The sequence below is a fragment of the Flagellimonas hadalis genome (assembly GCF_007785775.2).
GTDB classification, from domain to species: domain Bacteria; phylum Bacteroidota; class Bacteroidia; order Flavobacteriales; family Flavobacteriaceae; genus Flagellimonas; species Flagellimonas hadalis.
This window is the reverse complement of sequence record NZ_VNIK02000001.1, coordinates 200,552-223,186: the sequence shown is the minus strand read 5'-3', so window position 1 is coordinate 223,186 and position 22,635 is coordinate 200,552. Positions and strand designations below refer to the sequence as shown.

Sequence of the window (22,635 nt, the reverse complement as noted above, 5' to 3'; positions counted from 1 at the left end):
AAGCATAGCTTATTTTCCCATCTCCACAAAACGGTACAGATTGTCCGTGGCCTGTAACAGTTTTCCTTGGAGTGATTCATTCAAATCTGGATTTTCGGCCAAATAACGTTCCACCATCGAATAGGCTTCCAGGGATTGGTATTGGCCCACCGTGTTACTGAGCCATCCTTTGGGGAAAAAGATATCTCCTGTTTTCTGGATTTCTTCGAGCAGTTCCAAGGCCAGAGGCACATGCTTGATGGCTGACTCCTGTCGCAATGGATGGTGGATATAACCACAGGCGGTAAGTACCCACGATTCCTTTTCACGGTTGCTCGCATCACTCAAAGACACAAAAAAGGCATCCCGTTCCGATTCATCAGCGGAGAGTGTAGGCCTCAAAAAGTCAAAACGTCTTACCTTGTCTGGGTTGGACAATTGGGCCCTTGCCCTATCCATGATCTTTTGGGCGTCCTTCTGTCCAAAAAGTGCCAAGGTCATCGCCATATCGGTAAAATCATCTTCGTTCAATTTAAGGTCCGGTATGGTCACTGCCTTGTTCCAAATGGAAAAAAGCTTTGCTTTGGCCACATCTGAATAGGCCAATCCTTTCCATAGACCAAAAAGATTTTTCTTGATATTGGGTGCATGCTGCCTGTTCATCAGTTCTTCCCACAGCATTTTTTCCAACGAAGGCTGCTCTTTGTTGCGCTCTTCTGCTGTAAGATAGCTCCAGAAAAGACCATTGATTTGACCACAAAGCATACCATGTATCAATTCATTTTGTACATTCTGAATGCCTTTTGCAAAAAAATCCAATCCTTCCTTGGGTGAAATATTGCCCGAAAGGATATTTTCATACGTATTCAGGTAGGCATGCCCTCTCGCCACCTCATCCCCTAAGTCTTTGATAATAGGAAAATCCGAGGTCGCTATCGGAAACACCCCATAGCCAAAAGCGTTGGAATTGTAGAGAATGGCCTCTGGTCTGGGTTTTCCGGCAGCTTGGGGCAAGATGACCGTACTGTCCGCAATGGTAACCGGAAACACAAGCACACTGTCCGGGTAGACCAGGGTGATCTCAAAGGATTGGGGCCACAGTTTGTCACTGCCATCTTCCGCTCGTTGCGAAATGGCTAGTTGTTTTATTTTTCCATTTTCATACGTAACCTCCTCATTGAAAATGGGCCTCCCGGATTGGTTCACCCACACCTCGCTCCATTTCTTCAAGTCGTCGGGCGTTTGATTGTCCAAGATTTCCACCAGGTCTTTCCATGTGGCATTGCCATAGGCAAATCTGGAGATATATTCCCGAATGCCTTCCCGAAACCCTGTCTCACCAATGGCAGCTTCCAGTTGCCGCATCATGATAGGGGCCTTGTTATAGATGATACCTCCATACAGACTGCCCGCATTCTTCAAGTTGTCCAGTTGTTGGCGGATGGGATTGGTGCCGCGGGTCCTATCCTCCGCATAGGCACCCCGGTAATGTGCGGTCATGAATTGCAATTGGTGGTTGACATCGGGAAAAGTCGGGTTGATGATCTTGTCCGCCATAAAATTGGCAAATACCTCTTTCATCCACACATCGTTGAACCAATCCATGGTGACCAGATCGCCAAACCACATATGGGCCGTTTCGTGTGCAATGAGTTTGGCCCTACCTAAGTGCTGCCGTTCGGTGGCACTCGCATCCAGAAACAGGGAGGATTCCCGATACTGTATGGCTCCCACATGCTCCATGCCCCCATATTGAAAACCAGGAATGGCGGCAAAATCCAATTTTTGGAATGGAAATTCATATTCGGTGTATCCCTGTAAAAAATCAATGGACCGCTGGTGCAGGTCGTACACAATGGGCAAACTGGGCCTGACCTTGGCCGTATCGCTCTCCCTAAAAAGAAAAGTCATATCGAAGATGCCCGGGTTCTCCGTGGATGATTCAAACTTGCCCGCGACCATCGAAAAAAGATAGGTGCTCATGGGGTCGCTCTTCGCAAACTGATAGTGAACCTTGCCAGCCTGCTCTGTCCTATTTTCCAAAGTAGCACCGCAAAGCACTTTCCAATCTTTGGGCGCGGTCACGTCCAAAACATATTTCGCCTTAATATTGGGCTGGTCAAAACAGGGAAATAAAGTACTCGCCCGTTCCGGCACCAACAAGGTATAAAGGTAGTCCTCGTTTCGGTTCAGGGACTGCTCGCCTGCATCGAACAAAATTTCGATAGTATTGCTGCCCTTTTGGAGACCATCTGAGATGAGCAAGTGCTCTTTTTCATGGTGGATCTCTTGCTGCTTACCATTAATGGTAAGCTGTTTCAACAGCGAGGCATCTGCATTAAAATCAAGGTAGAGTGGCTGGGAAAGGTCATGGATTTCCAGATCCAGTTTCAGTTTTGAGGGAATTGGCTGTGTTTTATCTTCTGGAATGTCAAAAGAAAGGCCATAGACCACATCGGTAACCTGTTCCTTGCGATACTCGGCCATCGCAAGGGGTATGCCCACATCCAATAGATCGATGTGCTTGGGCTGCTGACAGGCCAGCAAGAAAAGAGAAACTCCGAGGAACGGTAAAATGGTCTTCTTCATTTGTTGGTTCAATTGTTTTATAAAGGTTTGGTGCAATATGCAATCAATCGGTTACCACATAATTGACCTTGTCCACCCCCGTGTTGCCCGTTTTGGAATCATAAGCATACACCGTCACTTCATAATACCCGTTCTCCGTGACCTGCATCCTACCCTCAAAAATATTTCGCGAGGGGTTGTCCATGGGTATTGTTGCCACAGTGGTCCCGTCCTTTTTCAGGATGGCCACCACTTCCATGGGCGTTGAGTCCCAAATGCCCCCTTTTTCGATGGGACAACCACACATCATCACCATATTGGCACGAATGTCCAACCCCTCCCCAATGGATTGTTTCGAAATGTATTGATGGGTGTTGGGCGTAAGGATATCGATGACAAAACCTGGGATTTCCACCACAACGCCATCCCCCAAAATGTCCTTACCAGGGATGAGCCACAGTTCGGTACTGGCACGTACCTGCGCATTTTTCTTGTTGTAGGGTGAAATGACCTCCACACGCACAAAGGTGGGTTCGTCTATGTCAACTACCGCCAAAAAGCCCGCCGTCTTATCGTCTGTGAGTTGGGTGTTACGGTCAATGGGGGTCTTCATGATGAGGTCGGTGTTCCCGGTACTGCCTGTGGTAATTCCTTCGGCCAGTATTTGGTTGTTCACAGTGTTTCTAACAATGACGTAGGCCCCACCAATGGAGCTTCCGATAAACTTGGCGTCCTTGGCCTTGGCCCTGACCATCAGTTTGGTCTCGGTGGCGGAAACGGTGAAACTCAAGGCTAATAATAGGATCAGGAGAATGGATTTTTTCATGGGTTGATGATGGTTTTATGGAACGGGAAGCGTGTGTGGCTTTCCCTTTTTAAACTTAGTGTTTTTTATTGATTTTATGGTAAATTGGTGGGTGTGAATGGGTTTTATAATTTATACGTAGAGAGCCAAGATTCATTCACCCTTTTTCAATTTCGAACGGTCTATGAACGGTCAGTACAACCAACAGCATAATAACCCATCGATAAAAATGAAACAACCTTTCCAACTTCTCGGTTCCCTGCTTTTCATTTTGACCACATGTAACCACACCAAAACAGAACCCAAAGAAATGGAACCCAAAGCAACAAAAGAATTGGACTTTGCCAGCGGATATTCCGAAGTGAACGGCCTAAAAATGTATTATGAGATCTACCGGCCAGCCGGTCAGGCGGGTGGGCAGGCAAAAGCCCTTGTCCTGATCCATGGGGGTGGTTCCACTATCCCCTCCAATTTTGGGAAAGTTATCCCTTTATTTGCCAAAAACAGACAGGTGATCGCCATGGAGCTTCAGGCGCATGGGCGCACGAACGACAGGGGTACGGACTCGTCCTTTGAGCAGGATGCCGACGATGTTGCAACACTCCTCCATAACCTAAAAGTGGACAAAGCCGACTTTTTCGGTTTCAGCAATGGTGGGACAACGACTTTGCAGATCGCCATCCGCCATCCGGAATTGGTCCACAAAATGGTACTGGGTTCTGCACTTGTCAAACGCAATGGGGTTCCCGAATGGTTTTGGGGTTTTATGCAGCAGTCAAAACTGGAACACATGCCCGAACAGCTCCAAACTGCATACAAAGAAGTGGCATCCGATACCACTGACTTGCAGCTGATGCATGATAGGGACGCCAAACGGATGGTGCATTTCAAGGACATTCCTGACGAGCAGATCGAAGCCATTCAAGCTCCTACACTGATCATTATTGGCGACAAGGACATCATCACCCCTGAACACGCCATAGAACTCCACCGACAGATCGCCCATTCGGAACTGGCCATCATCCCGGGCGGACATGGGGAATATATCGGTGAAATCACCACAATCCAACCTGATTTCAAAGAAAATCAACTTGTTGTTCCCATGATTGAAAAGTTTTTGGACAAAAAATAAACATAGGTATTCAGATGAGTAGAAAAATTGTAGAAAACATCATCTTTCAGTTAAGGGACATCCAAAATGGAAAGACCTGGTACGATGACAACTTGGAGAACAAAATTGAACCCATTTCGGAAACACAGGCCTTTGAAAGACCTATTCCTGGGGTCCACAGTGTGGCGGAATTGATTTCCCACATTTGGGTGTGGCGCATGCATGGGATCAAATTGCTCCAAGGGCAGGAATCCAACCTGAGCGTGGATAGTCCTGAAAACTGGAAGAGCAACGAGGAACTTAAAAAAATCGGATGGAAAAAACTAAAGACAGATCTGCGGGAGAGCCAAGCGGAGTTGATCGCTTTTCTATCGGATAAGGATGATGACTACTTGGAGAACAACACTTACAAACCAAGTCACACACTGAAATATCTGGTAGAAGGGATTGTTCACCACGACCTATACCATTTGGGACAAATCGGGATTACGATCAAACTACTGGATATCAATAGGTAGATTTAATTCACCTTCCCCATCAGGTTGGTCCCCAAAAGGACCATATAAAGGATCACGACACCATTAACAATCAAAAAGGCGAGCTCCAATTTGGATAAAAAGGCATTCATGCCCAGAGAACGGTTGGAACTTTGGGTCATTTGTGCCCCTTCCTTGAACTGCACGTTTTCCAGGTCGTCCAAATTCGTTCGGATTTCATATAGTTCCCGACTGATGTCCTGCCATATAGCCTGTTTGTGACCTTTTGGTTCATTGGAGAGCAACTTCTCCAGGGACGTGAGTTCGGTGTAATTCTTTTGAAGGTCGAAAAAAAAGCCAGCCTCGCTTCGGGTAAGTTCGGTCTTGGAGAAACGGAACAGCAATCGGTCGATGGAATCATTTTGACCGTTCCGGTATGGGTCGCCCCCATTTTTGCCCATGGACAACTGCTTTTGGTGGAACAGGTTGTTGAGCTGATAGATGTAGTCCTGCGCCACGACCCGATCGTTATATACGGAATTTACATTGTGGCGCACATTGGAGAGATACTTGTAATCGATCAGGTTGGCGACCAAAATCAACAAAAAGGAGATTCCCAACACCATGGCGAACTTCGAACGGCGCTTTTTGGATCCTCCCGATATGATCTTGGGTTCAAACAAATCGACATTTTTTTAAATCATCATTTTCCGAACAGGTGTTAGTATATCCCGGCCCCCTTTGAGCAAATCCAAAAAGAGAACGGAGAGCCGGGAACAGTAAATCACATCAATTCATCTATACTTTGAGCAACTCTCCGGATTCCAGAGCTTTCTCAACATTGGCGGCTACTTGCCAGTGGCTGCCAAAAAAGCGGTTTCCATCGGCCCTTTTGATCTTGATGACCTTGGTGCCGTCCTTCTTCTCTTTAATGGAAGTCACAACGACTTTTTGCCCCTGTACACTTTTATAGTTGGCAATTCCACCTCTTTTGATGATAAAATTGGCCCTGGGAAATTCCAGATGGGCATATTGAGGTGAATCCGGTCTTCCTATCTCAAAAGTATCCCCCACGGCCACATCTTGGGCCTGAAGGTTGATGGCTGCTATAAACAATCCCAAAAACAAAAGATATTTCTTCATAACTAACAGAATTTAAGGTTTATATAATTGAATTTAAATGTTCATTCCTTGAGTATGGCCAGCTCTTCGTCTTCATTTATGGCCCATTTCACTTCCTTGATCTCGAGGCTCAGAGGGCTATTGGGCATACCCACCAGCACAACATCGCCTATGCTCCTCCCTATCAGTGCGGCTCCCAAGGTGCTCTTCACTGAAATTTGTCCTTCCTTGTTGTCTCCATCATCGTGCAACATCACCTGGAAAGTGTTCCACCAGCCCGACTTGGAGGCCACTGTCACTTTGGACTTGAGCCGTACCACGCCTTTGGGCAGCTCGGAAGCACTACATACCGTGGTGTTTTCCAGTTGTTCCCTCAGAGCGTCCAAGGTCTCTTTGTGGGCATAGTCCTGGTAGTGCTTGTGAAAGTTCAATACCTTTTTTATGGCCACATAATCCGATTTTTCCATCATCAGATCATTCCTTTTCATGGTCGGTTTTTGGCAAAAGATAGGCAAACCGTATGCCCAAAAAGGAAAGGAAAGAATACCTGATTTTAATAAATTGAAAACCAGTTAATTATAAATAATTAAAAAATCAAATGTGATAAATGGACTGGGGAATTTTTACCCGCATGGGGAGTTTTTACCCGGTGTATTATTTGAGTTTTTCCCGAAGGGTCTTGCGGTCAATGCCAAGAATTTCGGCAGCCTTGGTCTTATTGTTTCCTGTGGAGGCCAATACTTTGGTGATATGTTCCTTTTCGACCTCTTTCAAAGGTCTCAAGGTTTCTTCCGAAAAATCGATCTTATACTTTACCTGTTCCGGCAAATGCTTGACCTCTACTTGTCCGTCGCACATGATAACGGCCCGCTGTACGACATTCTCCAGTTCCCGAATGTTGCCCGGCCAGGGATAACGTTCCAAGATCTTCAGTGCTTCTGGTGATATTCGAACCAAACGGTCCCTATATTCAACGCCATATTTTTGAAGGAACCTGTCCACCAGTAAGTGAATGTCCGTGACCCGCTCCCTGAGTGGGGGAACCACAATGGAGACCACCGTCAACCGATAGTACAGGTCTTCCCGAAATAGTTTTTTTTGGATAAGCTCTTCCAGATTACTGTTCGTGGCCGCTATGACCCTTACATTGAGTTTTTCGGGTTTCTGTGACCCCACTTTGGTCACTTCCTTTTCTTGGAGCACGCGCAACAATTTTCCTTGAACGGCCAAGGATGCATTTCCAATCTCGTCCAAAAAAATGGTGCCATTGTCCGCTGCTTGGAAAAAGCCTTTCCGGGTCTCATTGGCCCCGGTAAAAGCACCTTTGGTGTAGCCAAAAAGCTCGGCTTCCAGGAGGTTTTCGGGAATGGCCCCACAATTGACCGGGATGAAAGGTGCCCGGGCAAACCTTCCCGAATAATGAATGGATCGTGCAACGAGTTCTTTACCTGTTCCACTTTCCCCTTGGATCAAGATGGTGGCGTGGTTGTCCTTTACCCGTTCGATGATCTCAACAATCTCCGAAAACGCTTCGGAAGCCCCGATCATTTCCCCATAACCAGTGCTCCCTTTTGGTACACTTTTCCTAACAGATGCCTTCTTTGCCCTATTTTCCAAGGATTTCTTCACTGCATCTGCCAATTCGTTCTTGGTGAAGGGTTTGGTCAGATACTCTGTTACCCCAGATCGGAAAACGTCCATGGCATCGTCGATCGAAGGAAAGCCCGTGACGACCAACTTGGGCATATCAGGAAAATGCTCGGCCGTGTATTTGATCAATTGGATCCCGTTGATCTCCGGCATATTGATGTCGGTGATGAGCAAATCAATTTCAGTGTCCTTGAGGATGTAGAGGGCCTCCTTTACCGAAACCGCGCTATAGGTGTGGTAATGCATGGAATTTAGGTGTCGGTGCAAGAGTTCCAAGATCTGGATATCATCATCCACCAGCAATATGTTCTCCTTTTTGAGCATGGCCGTCAAACGGTTTTGGGAAATTTGATGGTAAAGATAGTGCCTTTGGGCTTATTGGGGGCGTGCCCGATTGTTCCTTGATGGCTCTTCACAATGCCGTGCACCACACTGAGTCCCAATCCGCTCCCCTCCCCTACGGGTTTGGTGGTGAAGAAAGGGGCAAAAATGGTCTCCGCCTTGTCCTTGGGTATGCCACTGCCCTCATCGGATATTTTCAGGACCACATTTCCGTTATTCTCCCTCACATCGACCAAAATAGTGCTCTGCGGCGGGGAAAAATAAATAGCGTTCACGATAAGGTTGAACAATACTTGGGTGAGTTGGATCTTGTCCATTTTCAGGACAATTTCCTTTTTGTCGGTATTGAGTTTACAGTTGATATCGTTCTGTCGCAATGTGGTGCGCAACAGGTCTATGGCATCTTCGATTACGGGTACAATGTTCAGGCTGGTTCGCTCCTGGGGCATTTCGCAGGCAAAGAACATGAGCTTTTTGACCACTTCCCGTGAAAAAATGGTATTGGTGATGATCTTATCCAAGTCCTTTTCGGCCTTTGAATCCCCTTCCACCCGTTCTTTCAGCAATTCCGTGAAGCCCAATATGTTGGCCAATGGGGTATTGAGTTCGTGGGCAATCCCAGCGGTTATCTCACCAAGAATACGCAATCGGTCGCCCTGTTCAACCTGCCTACGGATCGCTTCTTGGTTTTCTTTGATTTCCTTTCGCTCCAACAGGTTCCCTACTTCAAGACATATGTTGTCCAGCAATTGTTTTTCCTCTACCAAAAAGTCGTCCGGGGTATATTTGGGAGATGGGTATCCTACCTTTATATATCCCCGTTCTTCATTGAACACTTTTATGGGAGATTGGAGAAATACGAATTCCTCTGCTTTCTTCTCAGTCCTTATGGTGGTCAAAGGGGTTTTTAGCTCCACATAGGTTTCCTCATTGAACTGCCATGCCCTTTGCATGCATGCTGCTATGGCCCGAAGGACTTCTTCAATCTGCTCGTAATCACTGTTCACGATCAGTGAGGTGACTTCATAAAGACAGGTCAACTCCTTGATGCGTTCCTTTAATTTCTGCTCTACGGTATGCACGGGTATTCTCTTTGATGGAAAATTACGAATTCCAATCCATTAAATGGAATGTGGCGCCAGGACCTATCGGGATCGCAGCTTATGGATTTCCTCATCTGCGGCCGTAATAAGACTCTTCAGGTGGGGTACGTCCTTTTTGGGGCACGACTGTGCCAATTGGTACTCGGAACTTTCAATCAGCCTTTGACAGTATGCGATCTTCTCATTGACGGACAATTTGGATATGGCATTCATATAGAGATGGTCCAATTGTATCAATGAGGTTTTTTTGGAGCTATTTCGAAAAAAATTGAACATTATAAAAAACTAAGGTTGGTTCGGCCACCCAAATTGGCCACAAAAACCAAGCCATGTTCATTCGTTTATTTTTCTTCCACACGAAGCATAAATCCCCTTCGGTTGACATTCACAATGCTCAATCGGGGATCTCTTCCCAAATGTTTCCGCAAATGGGATATGAAAACGTTGAGGCTCTTTTTGTTGAAGTAATCGTTCTTGTCCCAAATGGTGGTTAGGATTTCCTTGTGGGTGCATAGTTGATTCTGATTCATCGCCAAAAGGGCAAGCAGGTCAAATTCCTTGCCGGTCAACTTCACGATCTCCCCTTTGTACCTAAGTTCGAAATTCTCCGTGTTCAGGGTATAGTCCCCTATCTCATAATGGGAAAGCTGGGGGACTTCTTCGGTCTCCGTCACCAAACGGGCCAACAATGCATTGATACGCACCACAAGCTCTTCCTCGTCAATGGGTTTCTTTAAATAGTCCACTGCACCAAGCGAAAATCCCTTTAGCACATCAATTTTGAGCGATCGGGCGGTAAGGAAGATGAAAGGTAGTTCAGGGTTGATGCCCTTTATCTTTTGGGAAAGTTCAAAACCATCCATGTCCGGCAGCATCACATCCAAAATGGCAAGGTCAAAGACGTTGGTCTCGGTTTTCAGGAGTGCTTCCTGGCCATTTTTTGCCCAGGTGACCACAAATCCTTTCATTCCCAAATATTCTGAAAGTAGATATCCCAGCGAAGCATCGTCCTCTACCAAGATCAGGTTGTATTTTTTATCCATTGTTGGTCAATTTTAAGGAAACGACAAATGTGGTGCCTTCTCCCAGTTTACTATCCACCGTGATCTTTCCACGGTGCATCCTCACTATCTTTTGCACATAGGAAAGGCCCAGTCCATGTCCCTTCACTTTATGTACATTACCGTTTTTCACCCGGTAGTATTTCTGAAATATTTTCTTCCTGTCCTCCTTCGAAATGCCTTGCCCATTGTCCGATACGCTTATGTGCAGCCTTCCTTTTTGTTTGTAGGCCTCCAATCGCACCACAGGGTCATCGGAGTATTTTTTTGCATTTTCCAATAGGTTCCCGATCACATTTTCCAAATGGAACTTTTCGGCACGTAGGGAAAAAGGGCCTTCTTGCAGTTGATAACCAAAATCAACATTCTCGTGCTTGGCGAGCAGGGCAAAATCCTCACATAATTTGAGCAATACTGGCCTAAAATCAAGTTCGGTGAACTGCATGAGTTTTCTTCCTGATTCCAGGCTGGACAGTTCCAATACCTTATCGATATGTCCTTTCAACCGTTCTGTTTCCCTTCGGATGAGCTCCACAACGGGCTTTTTAGCTTCCGTGACATCCTCTTCCAGAATCTTGCTGGCCAATCCTATGGAAAACACGGGGGTCTTTAGTTCATGGGTCAAGTTGTTGATAAAATCGTTAGTGGTGGTGATCAGACTGCTCTGCCAATAAAAGGATCTCAATACCCAGATCACGACCAGTATGATTGCAACAAGAAAAATAAGGCTCGGGATGGTGAGTCCCTTTAATTGCCCCAAGAAATACTTGTTCAGGTCCTGAAAACCAAGTTCCAAAATAACTTCTTTCTGCAAAAGTTCCGGCAGATACCCCTCGATTTTAATGGGATAGGTAAGCATGTCCTCCCCTCTAAGGTGTTGTTTGGCCGAGCCAAAATATTCCGTGGAATCCCTGGTAAAGAGTGAATAAGTGAACGGAGCATCTATCCCGGAAACGCCCAACTGATAGGAAATGTAATCGTTGAGATAGAACCGTGATGCCTTCTGGAGGCTGTCCAAGCCTATCTTCACTTCCGAAGTGTCCTTTCTAATGGTGTTCCCAATGGTGTAGGTCAAGGAGTTGAACTCGGAGAGTTCCTTGCCGATATTTGCCCTGGCCCCATCCATCTTTTCCGAGAACTGTGCCCTGGCCAGTCCCAGACCAACCCTCAAGTATTGGTACTGAACCACGAAAAGGCCCACCACGGACACCGCAAAAACAAAAACATACAGATTTCTCTTGGTCAGCATGGTGCTAAATAAACAAAAAAACACCAGCTATTTACGCCTTGGTTAAGCGTATTAATCTTTCATTAGTCTTTTTGTCTTTTCCTTAATCCATTCCTATCCCCCAGAATCCTATCTTGTCCCTGAGTTTAGTTAGATACAATACATACAAAGTAGCGAATCCATCAAGCCGACCCTAAAGGGTCGGTTTTTTGTTTGTACCTTTGGCCACATTGGGTGTTCATATAACTTCTTATCGTTTATCTTTACACTCCAAATTTTAGGCATGTTCAGTTTTTTTCAGAAGAAAACCTATCTGGTGGATTATCTACATGGTCTTGTGGATATGCACAACCATATCCTTCCCGGCATTGATGACGGGGCAAAAACGGTGGATGACTCCATGGAACTGCTCAAAGGGTTCGGTGAAATGGGCGTGACCCATTTTATCTGCACGCCACACATCATGCACAACCATTATGACAACACGCCGAAGACCATCAAAGAGGCTTATAAGACCCTGATGGCCACCTTGGAAAAGAGTAACCTTTCCGGGACTTCCATAGCTTATTCGGCCGAACACATGATCGATGACAATTTCGAGACGATCCTGGAAAACGGGCAGGTCATAGCATTGAAGGATTCCTTTCTTTTGGTCGAAATGTCGTACCTACAGCCTTCGTTCAATTTTGACATTGCCGTGGAGAAGATGGCCAAGTTCAAATATTTTCCCATCCTAGCCCATCCGGAGCGGTACATGTACTTTCACCAAAAATATGGGACTTATGAAAAAATGAAGGCCAATGGCATCCAGTTCCAACTGAACCTGTTATCACTTACACACGAATCTTACGGAAGCGGTGTACAAAAAATGGCCCTGAAACTTTTACAGGACCATTTGGTGGATTTTGTGGGTTCAGATGTGCACAATGTGCGACAACTGGAACTTTTGAAGGAAATCAGGATTCAGAACAAAACTTTGAACCTTTTGCTTCCCGTCATCGAAAATACGATCGAGACTTTTTATTGATCAAGAAAAGCTCCACCATTTTTTGATGGTCTTTCCATAGCCGTAGCCATACTTTCCGCCATACCCGAGGTTGGATTGTTTTACCCCGTTGACCACGAAGGAAAGGTTCTTGAGCTTGCCTTCGTTTTTGAGTTTAATGGGGAATTCCAGGACCTTAGTCTCTGTAAACTCTGCTTTGACCACATACAAAATTTGACTTGCGTGTTCACTGATCAACAAGGTGTCGGTGACCACCATCAAGGGAGCGGTATCCACAATCACGTAGTCGTATAGCCCAGTAACTTTGGAGAACAATTCCTCTACCCTGTCCCCCATCAATAATTCGGCTGGGTTTGGTGGTATTTTTCCAGAAAAAATGATATCTATTTGATTGTCATTCACCTGTGCTGGAACTATGATATCCCGAACCTCGAGATTAGAGTCTATCAAATATTCGGTAAGTCCATTCTTGGTACTGCGCTTAGGCTTTAAATCTGTCTGATTTTTATCTTCAGAAAAGAAATTGTATAATTTCGGATTTCTGATATCCGCTCCTATCAGCAATACTTTTTGGCCGGTATTTGCATAAATAGTGGCCAAGTTGGAGGAGACCAATGTCTTTCCTTCGCCAGGTACACTCGAGGTGACAAATATGAGGTTGTTCCCTTCTGATTTTTTGGACCGCTGTATATAATTGAGATTGGTCCTCAGTATTCTCAAAGATTCCGCCAATACCGATCGATCGTCCTTCTGAACCAGTTTGGACTCTTTCTTTCCAAGCTTGGGGATTTCAACTATCACGGGTATATCACCAGCAATTTTTTCCAGCTCCAGCTTGTTATGCAGTTTATTGTCCAAAAGGTCATTGGCGTAAATTATGGAAAAAGGGATGAGTAATCCAAAAATTATGGCTGCCAGATATACAATTTTAGGTTTGGGTGATATTGGAAGGGAAGATCCATAAGCTGCGTCCACAATCTTTGATTTAGGCGCTGCTGAAGCAAATGTGATCTGTGATTCCTCCCTTTTTTGCAATAAATACAAGTATAGGGATTCTGTAGTTTGCTGTTGTCTTGATATGTCCCTCAAAGCCCTTTCATTACTTGGAGCTGCATATATTCGGGAATTGATTTGGGACAACTGCTTGCTTAGGCTGTTTACCTGCAGGTCCAAGTTGTTGGTCACGTTGTTCAAACTGGATTGCATACCTTTCCTCAAACCGTCCAACTGTTGATCCAATTTTACAATAACGGGATTTTTCTCATTGGAACTTTCCAATAACCGTTGTCGTTGAGCGATCAATTCATTGTATCGTTGCGCCGCATTTGCTATTCCAGCATCATTTAACCCAACGTTTGTGGGGATGTAATCAAATCCTTCTTGATCATTGATCAAATCTTGCATCGAGTTCGCTATGTTTAACTGAATACTGACACTTTGCAGTTGTTGCTCACTTGCAGCACTTTGGTTAAAATTAACATTGGATTGGGAGCCCAAATCTGCAATTCCCCTACTTTCCTTGAAAGACTCGGCACTCTCATCGACAGAGGAAAGATTGGTATAAATTTCAGATATTCGATCATCAATAAATTTTGAAGTACGATCTGCAATAGCTTTTTTGTCTGCTACCGCATTTGCATTATTGACCAATATGAGTTCGTTGACAATATCTATAGCTCTTTTTTGTATTGGATCTGTAAGGGAAATATTAATAATGTTTGAAAGCTTATTTGCAGGGCTTACCACAATCTTATCCCTATACCCAGAGGCTACATCTGGTATTGGATCGATAACAACTTTAACCCTTTTGTTTTTATAGGCTTTTAAGTCTTCTGTACTAGGTATCAAAATGACATCACCTATCTTAGTTTTTATTTTTGATCCAAAATCGTAAGACTTAAAAGGAGCTTCTTCTTCTTCTCCATATTGAAAAGAAGTTTCAGAATTTAGGTCAATGAAGAAATGATGCTTGGATTTGTTGACAATTGAATCTGCAGATAAAAAATTGATGCTAAAGGGATAACTGGTCCCATAAAGTTCACTATCCCTAATGTTCCCCTTTACAAAATAACGCACATTCAATTTCAGCTTTTTTACAAGCTGAACGAAATTGTCCCTTGCTTTAAGAAGTTCAACCTCATCTTCAATTTGAGTCTTTGCACCTGAAAAAATGTCAAGGTCCTGCAAAACACTCAATTCCGACGAAGCACCCTTATTCTCCAATATTTGCACCTTAGCCGAAGCACTATATTTTGGTACTGTATAGCGAAGATAAATGAACGCTATCAGACCTGTCAGTAAAATGCTAAGCGCAAACCATTTCCAATGCTTCAAATAAGAATTCAATATATCCTTCAATTCCGATACTGAGTTGTTCATTTTATATGGGGAATACTTATTGTAGGTTGTTAAAAACTATTCTTATTGTTGATTAATTCCTCGTTAACAATATCACTGTAGAAGTTATGATGATTGAAGCAATCGAAACTGCGATTGAAGCCCTTTGGTCTAGATTGGATTGGGTTTTTCCTGATTTATTGGGTTCGACATAGACCACATCATTTTGTGTCAAATAATATACCGGAGATTTCAACGATTCTTTTTGATTGAGGTTGATACGGTTATACACCTTTGTCCCGTCAAAATCCCTAATGACCATGATATTATCGCGGCGACCCTTTATATTTATATCCCCAGCATATCCGAGCGCTTCCATAATGGTGATCTGCTCACCGTTAATGGGATATGTTCCTGGTCTATTGACCGCGCCCAAAACTGTTACCGTAAAGTTTCTTATCCTGATGTTTATGATAGGGTCCTTTAGATAATCTGCCAACCTTTCTCTAAGAAGTTCACGTGTCTCACTAGGAGAAAGCCCTTCTATCTTTACTTTGCCGATGACAGGGAAATCTATTTCTCCGTTTTTATCAACTAGGTAGTTAACTTGTTCAGGGCGGATCCCACCCTCTTCAGAACCCCTAAAAAGATTAAACGGGGCACTGGCCTCTGGATCCAAGGTAGAAATGTGGATACTCACCAAGTCGTCCACCTTGAATTTGGTCGTGAAGTTATTATCGTCCACCAAGGTTTCAAACTGGTCTGCATCCTGAAAATAAACAACGCCTTGGGATGATGAGCAAGAGGCTACTAGGCATACTATGGCAACATAATATGCTACTTTTAATTTTTGAAACATTGATGTATACATTTTTAGTGTTTAGTTGAGATATTCAGCCTTTGATGGCTTTTTCTGACCAAGGTCTTGATCCTTTTTGTTGTCCAATTTACAAAAATCGGAATTGTTGGATATGTATTCTGGCACAATACTTTTCATCAATTGCACCACATTGTCCTTGAAGAACAGGTTTGAAATACAAAGCTCATCGATCATGGTCCTGGTCTTGGAATAATCTATTTCCCTGACCTTGCTGATCATGATCTTGTCATGGTATGTTGGCAGAGTATTTTCTCCATTGGCCAGCAACTCTTCATAGAGTTTCTCACCTGGCCTGAGCCCTGTTACCTTGATATCGATATCATCTGGGTAGTGCAATCCTGATAATCGAATCATGTTCTTGGCCAAATCCATGATCTTCACGGATTCACCCATATCGAATATGAAGATTTCCCCTCCCTTGCCCATGGCTCCTGCTTCCAGTACCAATTGTGAGGCCTCGGGAATGGTCATGAAATAACGGGTGATGTCCTTGTGGGTCACTGTCAAAGGTCCGCCTTTCTCGATCTGTTTTCTGAATAATGGTATCACAGACCCATTAGATCCCAATACGTTTCCAAAACGGGTGGTGATAAATTTGGTTTTTCCTTCTTGCTGTCTGCAACTGATGTACATTTCGGCAATTCGTTTAGTGGCCCCCATAATATTGGTAGGGTTCACTGCTTTGTCCGTAGAGACAAAGACAAATTTCTCCACATTGTATTCCACGGAAAGGTCAACAATGGTCTTTGTACCCGCCACATTGATCTTGACCGCCTCGTATGGGTTTTGCTCCATGAGCGGCACATGCTTGTATGCAGCGGCATGGAAAATCCTATCCGGTCTATGTTCCTCAAACAGTACGCGCATCTTGTTCTTGTCCCGTATGTCGCCAACAATGGGCAAAAAATTGAAGAAACCAGCTTGTTTCAATTCCTGCTGAAGGTCATAAAGTGCAGACTCGGCCTGATCGATCACAATAAGCGATCGGTAATTGTACTTGCAAATCTGCCTTACCAGTTCGCTCCCAATGGAACCAGCACCGCCTGTCACCATGATTACCTTCTCATCAAAGTCTTTCATGACCTTGCTGTTCTTGATTTCGATGGGAGGCCTATCCAAAAGGTCTTCTATCTGTACCCTTTTGATCTGGGAGACTTTGAGTTCTCCATTGATCCAATCCTCAACAGGTGGAACAATCTTCACTTTCACAGGAAGGTCCACTATCTCGTTGACCAAGGTCCTCAACTGTTTGGGACTGATGGTCTGAATGGAAAATATGACTTCGGAGATATTGTGGAACTTAACAAATTCCCTGGTGAGAATACTCTTGTCGAATACTTTCACCCCATTGATCTGCTTTCCGACCTTTTGAAGGTTGTTGTCCACAAAACCTATTACCTTGACACCCATTTGGGAATGGTTCGTTAAGGTATTATATGTAATGATACCCGATTCACCGGCACCATAAATAATAAGGTTCTTTGTAGGGCCTGTATTGTTGTTCATCAAGTTTTCGTAACAGATTTTGAACACATATCGGGATGTCGCCAAAGTGATGAAGGTCAACAAACTATTGATAATAATAATGGATAGTGGAATGGTAAACCCATCCACAACCTCCAAATATCTGTTGGCCAGAACGGTTCCGATAGCCCCGATACTCGCCAAACACACCGCATTGAATATGGCATAAACATCTTTGATTCCGGTGTGCCGTACCACTCCTTTGTAACTTCCTGAAATAAGGAAAGCCAACAAAAACAGGAACACTACCACTGGAAGCTGGGCCCACAGGCTCTGTACATCAAAGTTAAAGCTGAGGTTGAACCTAATAAAATAAGCCAAAATAAAGGAGACCGAAACAATACATAGGTCTATGAAAAGTACCGTCCATTTGGATGCGTAACGCCTGCCCCTTCTAAAAAAGTATTCTTTGATCATCTAAGCTCTTTTTTTATGATGTTGCAAACCCTTTCCAAATCTTCTTCCATCAAACTGGAACCGCTAGGCAAGCACAGGCCTTTTTCAAAAAGTGCCTCACTCACGCCGTTGACGTAAGATATGACATCTTCAAAAACAGGCTGTGCATGCATGGGTTTCCACAGAGGCCTTGACTCTATGTTCTCGTTCTCCAAAGCCTTTCGGATCCTCTCTCTATCCTCAAAAGAAGGGGTCAAAATGCAGGTAAGCCATCTATTCGAATAGCTACCTTTGGGTTCCATGGCAAACGTAATGCCCGGAATGCCCGATAAGTGTTCTATATAATATTCAAAATTGCTTCTCCTTGCATCCACTCTGTCCTGGAGCACTTCCATCTGCCCTCTGCCGATCCCGGCCAGAACATTGCTCATCCTGTAATTGTGTCCTATATGCGAATGCTGATAATGTGGTGCATTGTCCCTGGCTTGGGTGGCCAAAAAGACCGCTTTTTCCTTCAGCGCCCTATCCTTGCACAGCATTGCTCCTCCACCCGAAGTGGTAATGATCTTGTTCCCGTTGAAGGACAAAATACCAATGTCACCCAGACTTCCACAGTTGAAACCCTTGTAAGAACTTCCCAGGGCTTCCGCACTATCTTCAACGACAGGAATATCATATTGCTGGGCTATGGCGTGGACTTCATCCACCTTATAGGGCATTCCATACAAGTGGACCGCCACTATGGCTTTCGGTTTCTTCCCTTTGGCCAATCCATCCTTAATTGCCTGTTCCAACAATATGGGCGAAATGTTCCACGTATCTTCCTCACTATCGATGAAAATGGGAGATGCGCCAAGGTACATAATGGGATTTGCAGATGCTGCAAAAGTAAAACTTTGGCAAAGCACCTCATCCCCTGCACTTACCCCTAGCAACTGCAGCCCCAAATGTATGGCTGCTGTCCCTGAGCTTAGGCATGCCGCATGGACATCATTACCAACAAATTCTTCTATGGATTGTTCAAATCGTTGCACGTTGGGCCCCAAGGGAGCGATCCAATTGGTATCGAAGGCTTCCTTCACATAGACTTCCTCATTGTTTCCCATGTGAGGCGGAGATAACCAAATTTTTTTCAAGACAGTGGTTTCCATTTTAGTTTTGGGTTGATATAAGTAGGCGAGATTTTTAGTTCTCAAAAGTAAAAGTAACAGTAAAATTGGCCTCAAAGGTTATTTTGACCCACTATTCGCCCAAGGCAAAAAAAAATCGATTAAGTGTAAATATGCAAAAGGAATACTTCTAAATGCCTTAAAGTGATTTGATGGACCAATAAGTAAATAAATGTTGTTGGTCAAACAGTATGAAGAAAAGGTTTTGATAAGCCAAAGAAAGTAAGGCTCATCAAGCTTTTGTATTGGGGCAATCTACAACATAACTTATTTTTTTATGTGTCTGGGCCTTCATATGGTCAACATTTGTAATATTTGTAGCCACTAAAACTTCAATATGAAATTTCTTGTCACAGGTGTCGCTGGATTTATTGGATACCATGTTTGTAAAAGGTTATTGGAAAACCAACATATAGTAGTTGGTCTTGATAACATAAATGACTATTATGATGTAAACTTAAAGTTTTCAAGATTAGAACAACTTGGAATCATGACTGAATCTGCAAAGGAGTTCAATCAAATTGTTGAGAGTAACTCCCATGATAAATTCAGCTTTGTTCGGATGAACCTAGAAGACAGAGATCATCTACCTCAATTATTTTCCAATGAAAAATTTGATGCTGTTTGTAATTTGGCTGCCCAAGCGGGCGTTCGCTATAGTTTGGAGAATCCTGAAACATATATAGATAGTAACATTGTTGGCTTTTTGAATGTCCTCGAATGTTGCCGCCACAATAACATAAAACACTTGGTTTATGCCAGTAGTTCAAGTGTTTACGGGTCCAATAAAAAAGTCCCTTTTGAGACCTCAGACCATGTGGACCATCCCATAAGCCTGTACGCGGCTTCAAAAAAAAGTAACGAGCTGATGGCACACACCTATAGCCATTTGTTCAAGTTCAAGACAACGGGGCTACGTTTTTTTACAGTTTATGGTCCTTGGGGCAGACCTGATATGGCAATGTTTTTATTCACAAAGGCCATTTTGGAGGGAAAGCCAATAAAAGTTTTCAATAAGGGAAATATGGAAAGGGACTTTACCTATATAGATGATATTGTTGAGGGAGTTGTACGCATCATCGAAAACAAATATATAGGTCAAGAATCCCCCAGAAGCAACTATAACATCTATAACATAGGTAACAATAATTCCGTAAAACTTCTAGATTTTGTGACCGCTTTGGAAAATAAACTCTCCACAACTGCAGAAAAACAGTTTCTTGAAATGCAACCTGGAGATGTCGAAAAAACATGGGCAAATGTGGATGATTTGATAAGGGATTATGGATATAGTCCCAACACATCTATCGAAAATGGCATTTCCAACTTTGTGGATTGGTACAAAAAACACTATCGAATACAATAAAAATCAGATTGGCTCCATCTTTGGGCAGTAATACCTTTTAACCGATTTTATGGGTCATTAACATAGTTTTCCTGAGCCAATGGAAAGTTTTTATCAATTTTGCCCACCAAAACTAGAAAATCATAACCGTATATGGCACTGAACGATATTGTCCTCAACAAGGAACTTCATATTTTAGTCACGGGTGGAGCTGGATTCATTGGTTCCAACCTCTGCGAAACATTACTTGCAAATGGAAATAGGGTAACCTGTTTGGACAATTTTTCCACAGGTAAAAAAGAGAACATAAAGCCCTTTCTGGACAATAAGAATTTTACACTCATAGAAGGGGACATAAGAGATCTGGAGACATGTGAAAACGCTTGCAATGGCGTTGATTTCATTTTGCACCAAGCAGCATTGGGTTCTGTTCCCAGGTCCATCAAAGACCCTATCACCAGTAACATGGTCAATGTGTCAGGATTTTTGAACATGCTTGTAGCCAGCAAAAATGCCAACGTAAAACGTTTTATATATGCTGCAAGCAGTTCAACATACGGTGACTCCAAACAGATGCCCAAGATTGAAGAAAATATAGGAAAACCTCTCTCGCCATATGCCATAACAAAGTATGTTAATGAACTTTATGCCGATGTTTTTTCAAAAACATATGGTATCGAAACAATAGGCCTAAGGTATTTTAATGTATTCGGAAAAAGACAAGATCCCAACGGTGCTTATGCGGCCGTTATACCTAAATTTGTAATGCAGTTGATGAAACATGAGTCACCAACAATCAATGGTGATGGAAGCTTTTCCAGGGACTTCACCTACATTGAAAATGTTATTGAAATGAATTTAAGGGCAATTACAACCACTAATCCAGATGCCGTAAATACAGTTTACAATGTAGCCTTTGGGGAAAGAACTGATCTTAATCAATTGATTGGGCTTCTCAAAAAGAACCTATCAAAATATGATTCAAAAATTGCTGAAATTGAACCAAATTATGGTCCCAATAGACTTGGAGATGTCCCCCACTCATTGGCCTCCATCCATAGAGCAAAGGAAAGACTGGGTTATGCCCCAACATATGATATTTCCAAAGGATTGGAAAAAGCAGTGGATTGGTATTGGGAAAATCTAAAAAACTAAGAATAAATACAACTATCAATAGAATAAATCAAACGTATGAATCTGACTATCATCGGAACCGGATATGTGGGCCTTGTTAGCGGGACCTGCTTCGCCGAAATGGGAAACAACGTAACATGTATAGATATTGACCAAAAAAAAATAGATGGTCTGAAAAATGGCATTATCCCAATTTATGAGCCTGGTCTAGAAGCCATGGTGAAACGTAATGTTGCCGGAAAAACACTCCATTTCAGCACTTCTTTGCAAAGTCACCTTGACAATTGTGACATTGCCTTTATTGCAGTTGGAACCCCAATGGGGGAAGACGGTTCAGCCGATCTACAGTATGTGCTTCAGGTTGCCAAACAAATAGGTTCCCACATGACCGCCCCGTTGATAGTTGTGGATAAATCCACTGTACCTGTGGGAACAGCGGATAAAGTCCATGAGACCATTGCCAATGAACTTCAGAAACGTGGCGCATCCATGCCTTTTACCGTAGTTTCTAACCCCGAGTTCTTAAAAGAAGGGGATGCCATCAATGATTTCATGAAACCCGATAGGGTTGTAATTGGATCGGACAATCCGGAAGCGACAAAAAAAATGCGCTCATTGTATGCACCATTCTTTAGGAGCAGCATGGACCGCCTGATTACCATGGATGTCAGGTCTGCCGAGATGACAAAGTACGTGGCAAATGCCATGTTGGCCACTAAGATTTCGTTTATGAACGAGGTTGCCAACATTTGTGAACTAGTTGGAGCCGATGTGAACAAAGTAAGAATTGGGATTGGATCCGACAGCAGAATCGGATATAGCTTTATTTATCCCGGGAGCGGATATGGGGGCTCTTGTTTTCCAAAAGACGTAAAAGCCTTGAAAAAAACGGCCATGCAATATGGATACCAGCCCCAACTTATTGAAGCTGTTGAAGATGTGAACGATAGACAAAAACTGGTAGTGGCCCATAAGATAATCGCCAAATATGGAGCCGACCTGAACGGTAAAGTATTTGCCGTTTGGGGTCTCTCCTTCAAACCCGAAACCGATGACATGCGGGAAGCTCCGTCCATTTACATCATAAACGAATTGGTCAAAAGAGGTGCCATCATAAAAGCGTATGACCCAAAGGCAATAGAGGAAGCCAAACATTTTTACTTGAAAGACACGCCAAATGTAACTTATTATTCCTCCAAATACGAAGCCATTTCAGAGGCAAATGCCATGATCCTTCTTACCGAATGGAAAGAATTCCGTTCCCCAGATTTCCACGAAATAAAAAAACAATTGCTGGAACCTGTAATTTTTGACGGAAGAAACCAATACAATGATGAAATCTTGTCAGAAATGGGTTTTGAATATTATCAAATAGGCAAAACCAGATATTGATCCTTGC

Annotated in this window: 20 protein-coding genes; 6 read left to right on the top strand and 14 right to left on the bottom strand. The window is 43.6% G+C overall.

Annotated elements, in window-relative coordinates; genetic code table 11:
• Positions 1-9: 9 nt before the first annotated feature.
• Both FOT42_RS00905 and FOT42_RS00900 read right to left on the bottom strand, forming a co-directional pair.
• Entirely contained in the window at positions 10-2,568 is a 2,559-nt protein-coding gene (locus tag FOT42_RS00905; protein ID WP_151888694.1) for a M1 family metallopeptidase, read from the bottom strand.
• Positions 2,569-2,611: 43 nt separating this feature from the next.
• Entirely contained in the window at positions 2,612-3,373 is a 762-nt protein-coding gene (locus FOT42_RS00900) for a hypothetical protein (RefSeq protein ID WP_151888693.1), read from the bottom strand.
• A gap of 289 nt (positions 3,374-3,662) precedes the next feature.
• On the opposite strand from FOT42_RS00900, the gene FOT42_RS00895 reads away from it, so the two are divergent.
• Positions 3,663-4,484, top strand: a complete 822-nt coding sequence (locus FOT42_RS00895) for an alpha/beta fold hydrolase (protein ID WP_226789765.1) — start codon at positions 3,663-3,665, stop codon at positions 4,482-4,484.
• A gap of 14 nt (positions 4,485-4,498) precedes the next feature.
• Positions 4,499-4,981 (top strand): DinB family protein, encoded by a 483-nt coding sequence (locus FOT42_RS00890; RefSeq protein ID WP_151888691.1) that lies wholly within the window; start codon positions 4,499-4,501, stop codon positions 4,979-4,981.
• Positions 4,982-4,983: 2 nt separating this feature from the next.
• On the opposite strand, the gene FOT42_RS00885 is transcribed toward FOT42_RS00890, so the two are convergent.
• The 8 genes from FOT42_RS00885 to FOT42_RS00850 form a co-directional block, all read right to left on the bottom strand.
• On the bottom strand, positions 4,984-5,622 hold the full coding sequence (locus FOT42_RS00885) for an MCP four helix bundle domain-containing protein (RefSeq protein WP_151888690.1): 639 nt from the start codon (positions 5,620-5,622) through the stop codon (positions 4,984-4,986).
• A gap of 115 nt (positions 5,623-5,737) precedes the next feature.
• On the bottom strand, positions 5,738-6,082 hold the full coding sequence (locus tag FOT42_RS00880; RefSeq protein ID WP_151888689.1) for a hypothetical protein: 345 nt from the start codon (positions 6,080-6,082) through the stop codon (positions 5,738-5,740).
• A 41-nt stretch (positions 6,083-6,123) separates the two neighbouring features.
• Entirely contained in the window at positions 6,124-6,549 is a 426-nt protein-coding gene (locus FOT42_RS00875; protein ID WP_151888688.1) for a GreA/GreB family elongation factor, read from the bottom strand.
• 166 nt (positions 6,550-6,715) lie between these two features.
• Positions 6,716-8,035, bottom strand: a complete 1,320-nt coding sequence (locus tag FOT42_RS00870) for a sigma-54-dependent transcriptional regulator (protein ID WP_151888687.1) — start codon at positions 8,033-8,035, stop codon at positions 6,716-6,718.
• Positions 8,036-8,040: 5 nt separating this feature from the next.
• Positions 8,041-9,135 carry a sensor histidine kinase gene (locus FOT42_RS00865; protein ID WP_151888686.1) on the bottom strand — a complete coding sequence of 365 codons (1,095 nt, stop codon included), beginning with the start codon at positions 9,133-9,135 and terminating at the stop codon, positions 8,041-8,043.
• A gap of 63 nt (positions 9,136-9,198) precedes the next feature.
• Positions 9,199-9,432: a hypothetical protein gene (locus FOT42_RS00860; protein WP_151888685.1), complete on the bottom strand. Its 234-nt coding sequence runs from the start codon at positions 9,430-9,432 to the stop codon at positions 9,199-9,201.
• 65 nt (positions 9,433-9,497) lie between these two features.
• Positions 9,498-10,199 (bottom strand): response regulator transcription factor, encoded by a 702-nt coding sequence (locus FOT42_RS00855; protein WP_151888684.1) that lies wholly within the window; start codon positions 10,197-10,199, stop codon positions 9,498-9,500.
• Complete coding sequence (locus FOT42_RS00850; RefSeq protein ID WP_151888683.1) at positions 10,192-11,466, bottom strand: sensor histidine kinase; 1,275 nt, start codon at positions 11,464-11,466, stop codon at positions 10,192-10,194. The genes FOT42_RS00855 and FOT42_RS00850 overlap by 8 nt, the downstream gene beginning before the upstream one ends.
• Positions 11,467-11,728: 262 nt before the next feature.
• Here FOT42_RS00850 and FOT42_RS00845 point away from each other — a divergent pair, with 262 nt between their 5' ends.
• A complete protein-coding gene (locus tag FOT42_RS00845; RefSeq protein ID WP_151888682.1) occupies positions 11,729-12,472 on the top strand; it encodes a tyrosine-protein phosphatase in 744 nt (247 codons plus the stop codon).
• Here FOT42_RS00845 and FOT42_RS00840 read toward each other — a convergent pair whose 3' ends face one another.
• Genes FOT42_RS00840 through FOT42_RS00825 form a run of 4 tightly spaced genes read right to left on the bottom strand, consistent with a single transcriptional unit; the run spans position 12,473 to position 18,739 of the window.
• Complete coding sequence (locus tag FOT42_RS00840) at positions 12,473-14,830, bottom strand: GumC family protein (protein ID WP_151888681.1); 2,358 nt, start codon at positions 14,828-14,830, stop codon at positions 12,473-12,475.
• Positions 14,831-14,882: 52 nt separating this feature from the next.
• Positions 14,883-15,659, bottom strand: coding sequence for a polysaccharide biosynthesis/export family protein (locus FOT42_RS00835; RefSeq protein ID WP_151888680.1), 777 nt, complete (start codon positions 15,657-15,659; stop codon positions 14,883-14,885).
• A gap of 9 nt (positions 15,660-15,668) precedes the next feature.
• Positions 15,669-17,609, bottom strand: a complete 1,941-nt coding sequence (locus FOT42_RS00830; RefSeq protein WP_151888679.1) for a polysaccharide biosynthesis protein — start codon at positions 17,607-17,609, stop codon at positions 15,669-15,671.
• A complete protein-coding gene (locus FOT42_RS00825) occupies positions 17,606-18,739 on the bottom strand; it encodes a DegT/DnrJ/EryC1/StrS family aminotransferase (RefSeq protein ID WP_151888678.1) in 1,134 nt (377 codons plus the stop codon). Before FOT42_RS00825 ends, FOT42_RS00830 begins: the two co-directional genes overlap by 4 nt.
• Positions 18,740-19,094: 355 nt before the next feature.
• Between FOT42_RS00825 and FOT42_RS00820 the strand changes: the two genes are divergently transcribed.
• From FOT42_RS00820 to FOT42_RS00810, 3 genes are all read left to right on the top strand, one after another.
• Positions 19,095-20,123 (top strand): NAD-dependent epimerase, encoded by a 1,029-nt coding sequence (locus tag FOT42_RS00820; protein WP_151888677.1) that lies wholly within the window; start codon positions 19,095-19,097, stop codon positions 20,121-20,123.
• A gap of 132 nt (positions 20,124-20,255) precedes the next feature.
• Complete coding sequence (locus FOT42_RS00815) at positions 20,256-21,257, top strand: SDR family oxidoreductase (RefSeq protein ID WP_151888676.1); 1,002 nt, start codon at positions 20,256-20,258, stop codon at positions 21,255-21,257.
• A 36-nt stretch (positions 21,258-21,293) separates the two neighbouring features.
• The gene (locus FOT42_RS00810; RefSeq protein ID WP_151888675.1) at positions 21,294-22,628 is read left to right on the top strand and encodes a UDP-glucose dehydrogenase family protein; all 1,335 of its coding nucleotides are present in this window, start codon (positions 21,294-21,296) and stop codon (positions 22,626-22,628) included.
• Positions 22,629-22,635: the final 7 nt, after the last annotated feature.

What these genes read in the sequence shown, in the direction of transcription:
- FOT42_RS00905 (WP_151888694.1), bottom strand. Translation starts at nt 2,568, where the DNA reads ATGAAGAAGACCATTTTACCGTTCCTCGGAGTTTCTCTTTTCTTGCTG.
- FOT42_RS00900 (WP_151888693.1), bottom strand. Translation starts at nt 3,373, where the DNA reads ATGAAAAAATCCATTCTCCTGATCCTATTATTAGCCTTGAGTTTCACC.
- FOT42_RS00895 (WP_226789765.1), top strand. Translation starts at nt 3,663, where the DNA reads ATGGAACCCAAAGCAACAAAAGAATTGGACTTTGCCAGCGGATATTCC.
- FOT42_RS00890 (WP_151888691.1), top strand. Translation starts at nt 4,499, where the DNA reads ATGAGTAGAAAAATTGTAGAAAACATCATCTTTCAGTTAAGGGACATC.
- FOT42_RS00880 (WP_151888689.1), bottom strand. Translation starts at nt 6,082, where the DNA reads ATGAAGAAATATCTTTTGTTTTTGGGATTGTTTATAGCAGCCATCAAC.
- FOT42_RS00875 (WP_151888688.1), bottom strand. Translation starts at nt 6,549, where the DNA reads ATGAAAAGGAATGATCTGATGATGGAAAAATCGGATTATGTGGCCATA.
- FOT42_RS00870 (WP_151888687.1), bottom strand. Translation starts at nt 8,035, where the DNA reads ATGCTCAAAAAGGAGAACATATTGCTGGTGGATGATGATATCCAGATC.
- FOT42_RS00860 (WP_151888685.1), bottom strand. Translation starts at nt 9,432, where the DNA reads ATGTTCAATTTTTTTCGAAATAGCTCCAAAAAAACCTCATTGATACAA.
- FOT42_RS00855 (WP_151888684.1), bottom strand. Translation starts at nt 10,199, where the DNA reads ATGGATAAAAAATACAACCTGATCTTGGTAGAGGACGATGCTTCGCTG.
- FOT42_RS00850 (WP_151888683.1), bottom strand. Translation starts at nt 11,466, where the DNA reads ATGCTGACCAAGAGAAATCTGTATGTTTTTGTTTTTGCGGTGTCCGTG.
- FOT42_RS00845 (WP_151888682.1), top strand. Translation starts at nt 11,729, where the DNA reads ATGTTCAGTTTTTTTCAGAAGAAAACCTATCTGGTGGATTATCTACAT.
- FOT42_RS00840 (WP_151888681.1), bottom strand. Translation starts at nt 14,830, where the DNA reads ATGAACAACTCAGTATCGGAATTGAAGGATATATTGAATTCTTATTTG.
- FOT42_RS00835 (WP_151888680.1), bottom strand. Translation starts at nt 15,659, where the DNA reads ATGTATACATCAATGTTTCAAAAATTAAAAGTAGCATATTATGTTGCC.
- FOT42_RS00830 (WP_151888679.1), bottom strand. Translation starts at nt 17,609, where the DNA reads ATGATCAAAGAATACTTTTTTAGAAGGGGCAGGCGTTACGCATCCAAA.
- FOT42_RS00825 (WP_151888678.1), bottom strand. Translation starts at nt 18,739, where the DNA reads ATGGAAACCACTGTCTTGAAAAAAATTTGGTTATCTCCGCCTCACATG.
- FOT42_RS00820 (WP_151888677.1), top strand. Translation starts at nt 19,095, where the DNA reads ATGAAATTTCTTGTCACAGGTGTCGCTGGATTTATTGGATACCATGTT.
- FOT42_RS00815 (WP_151888676.1), top strand. Translation starts at nt 20,256, where the DNA reads ATGGCACTGAACGATATTGTCCTCAACAAGGAACTTCATATTTTAGTC.
- FOT42_RS00810 (WP_151888675.1), top strand. Translation starts at nt 21,294, where the DNA reads ATGAATCTGACTATCATCGGAACCGGATATGTGGGCCTTGTTAGCGGG.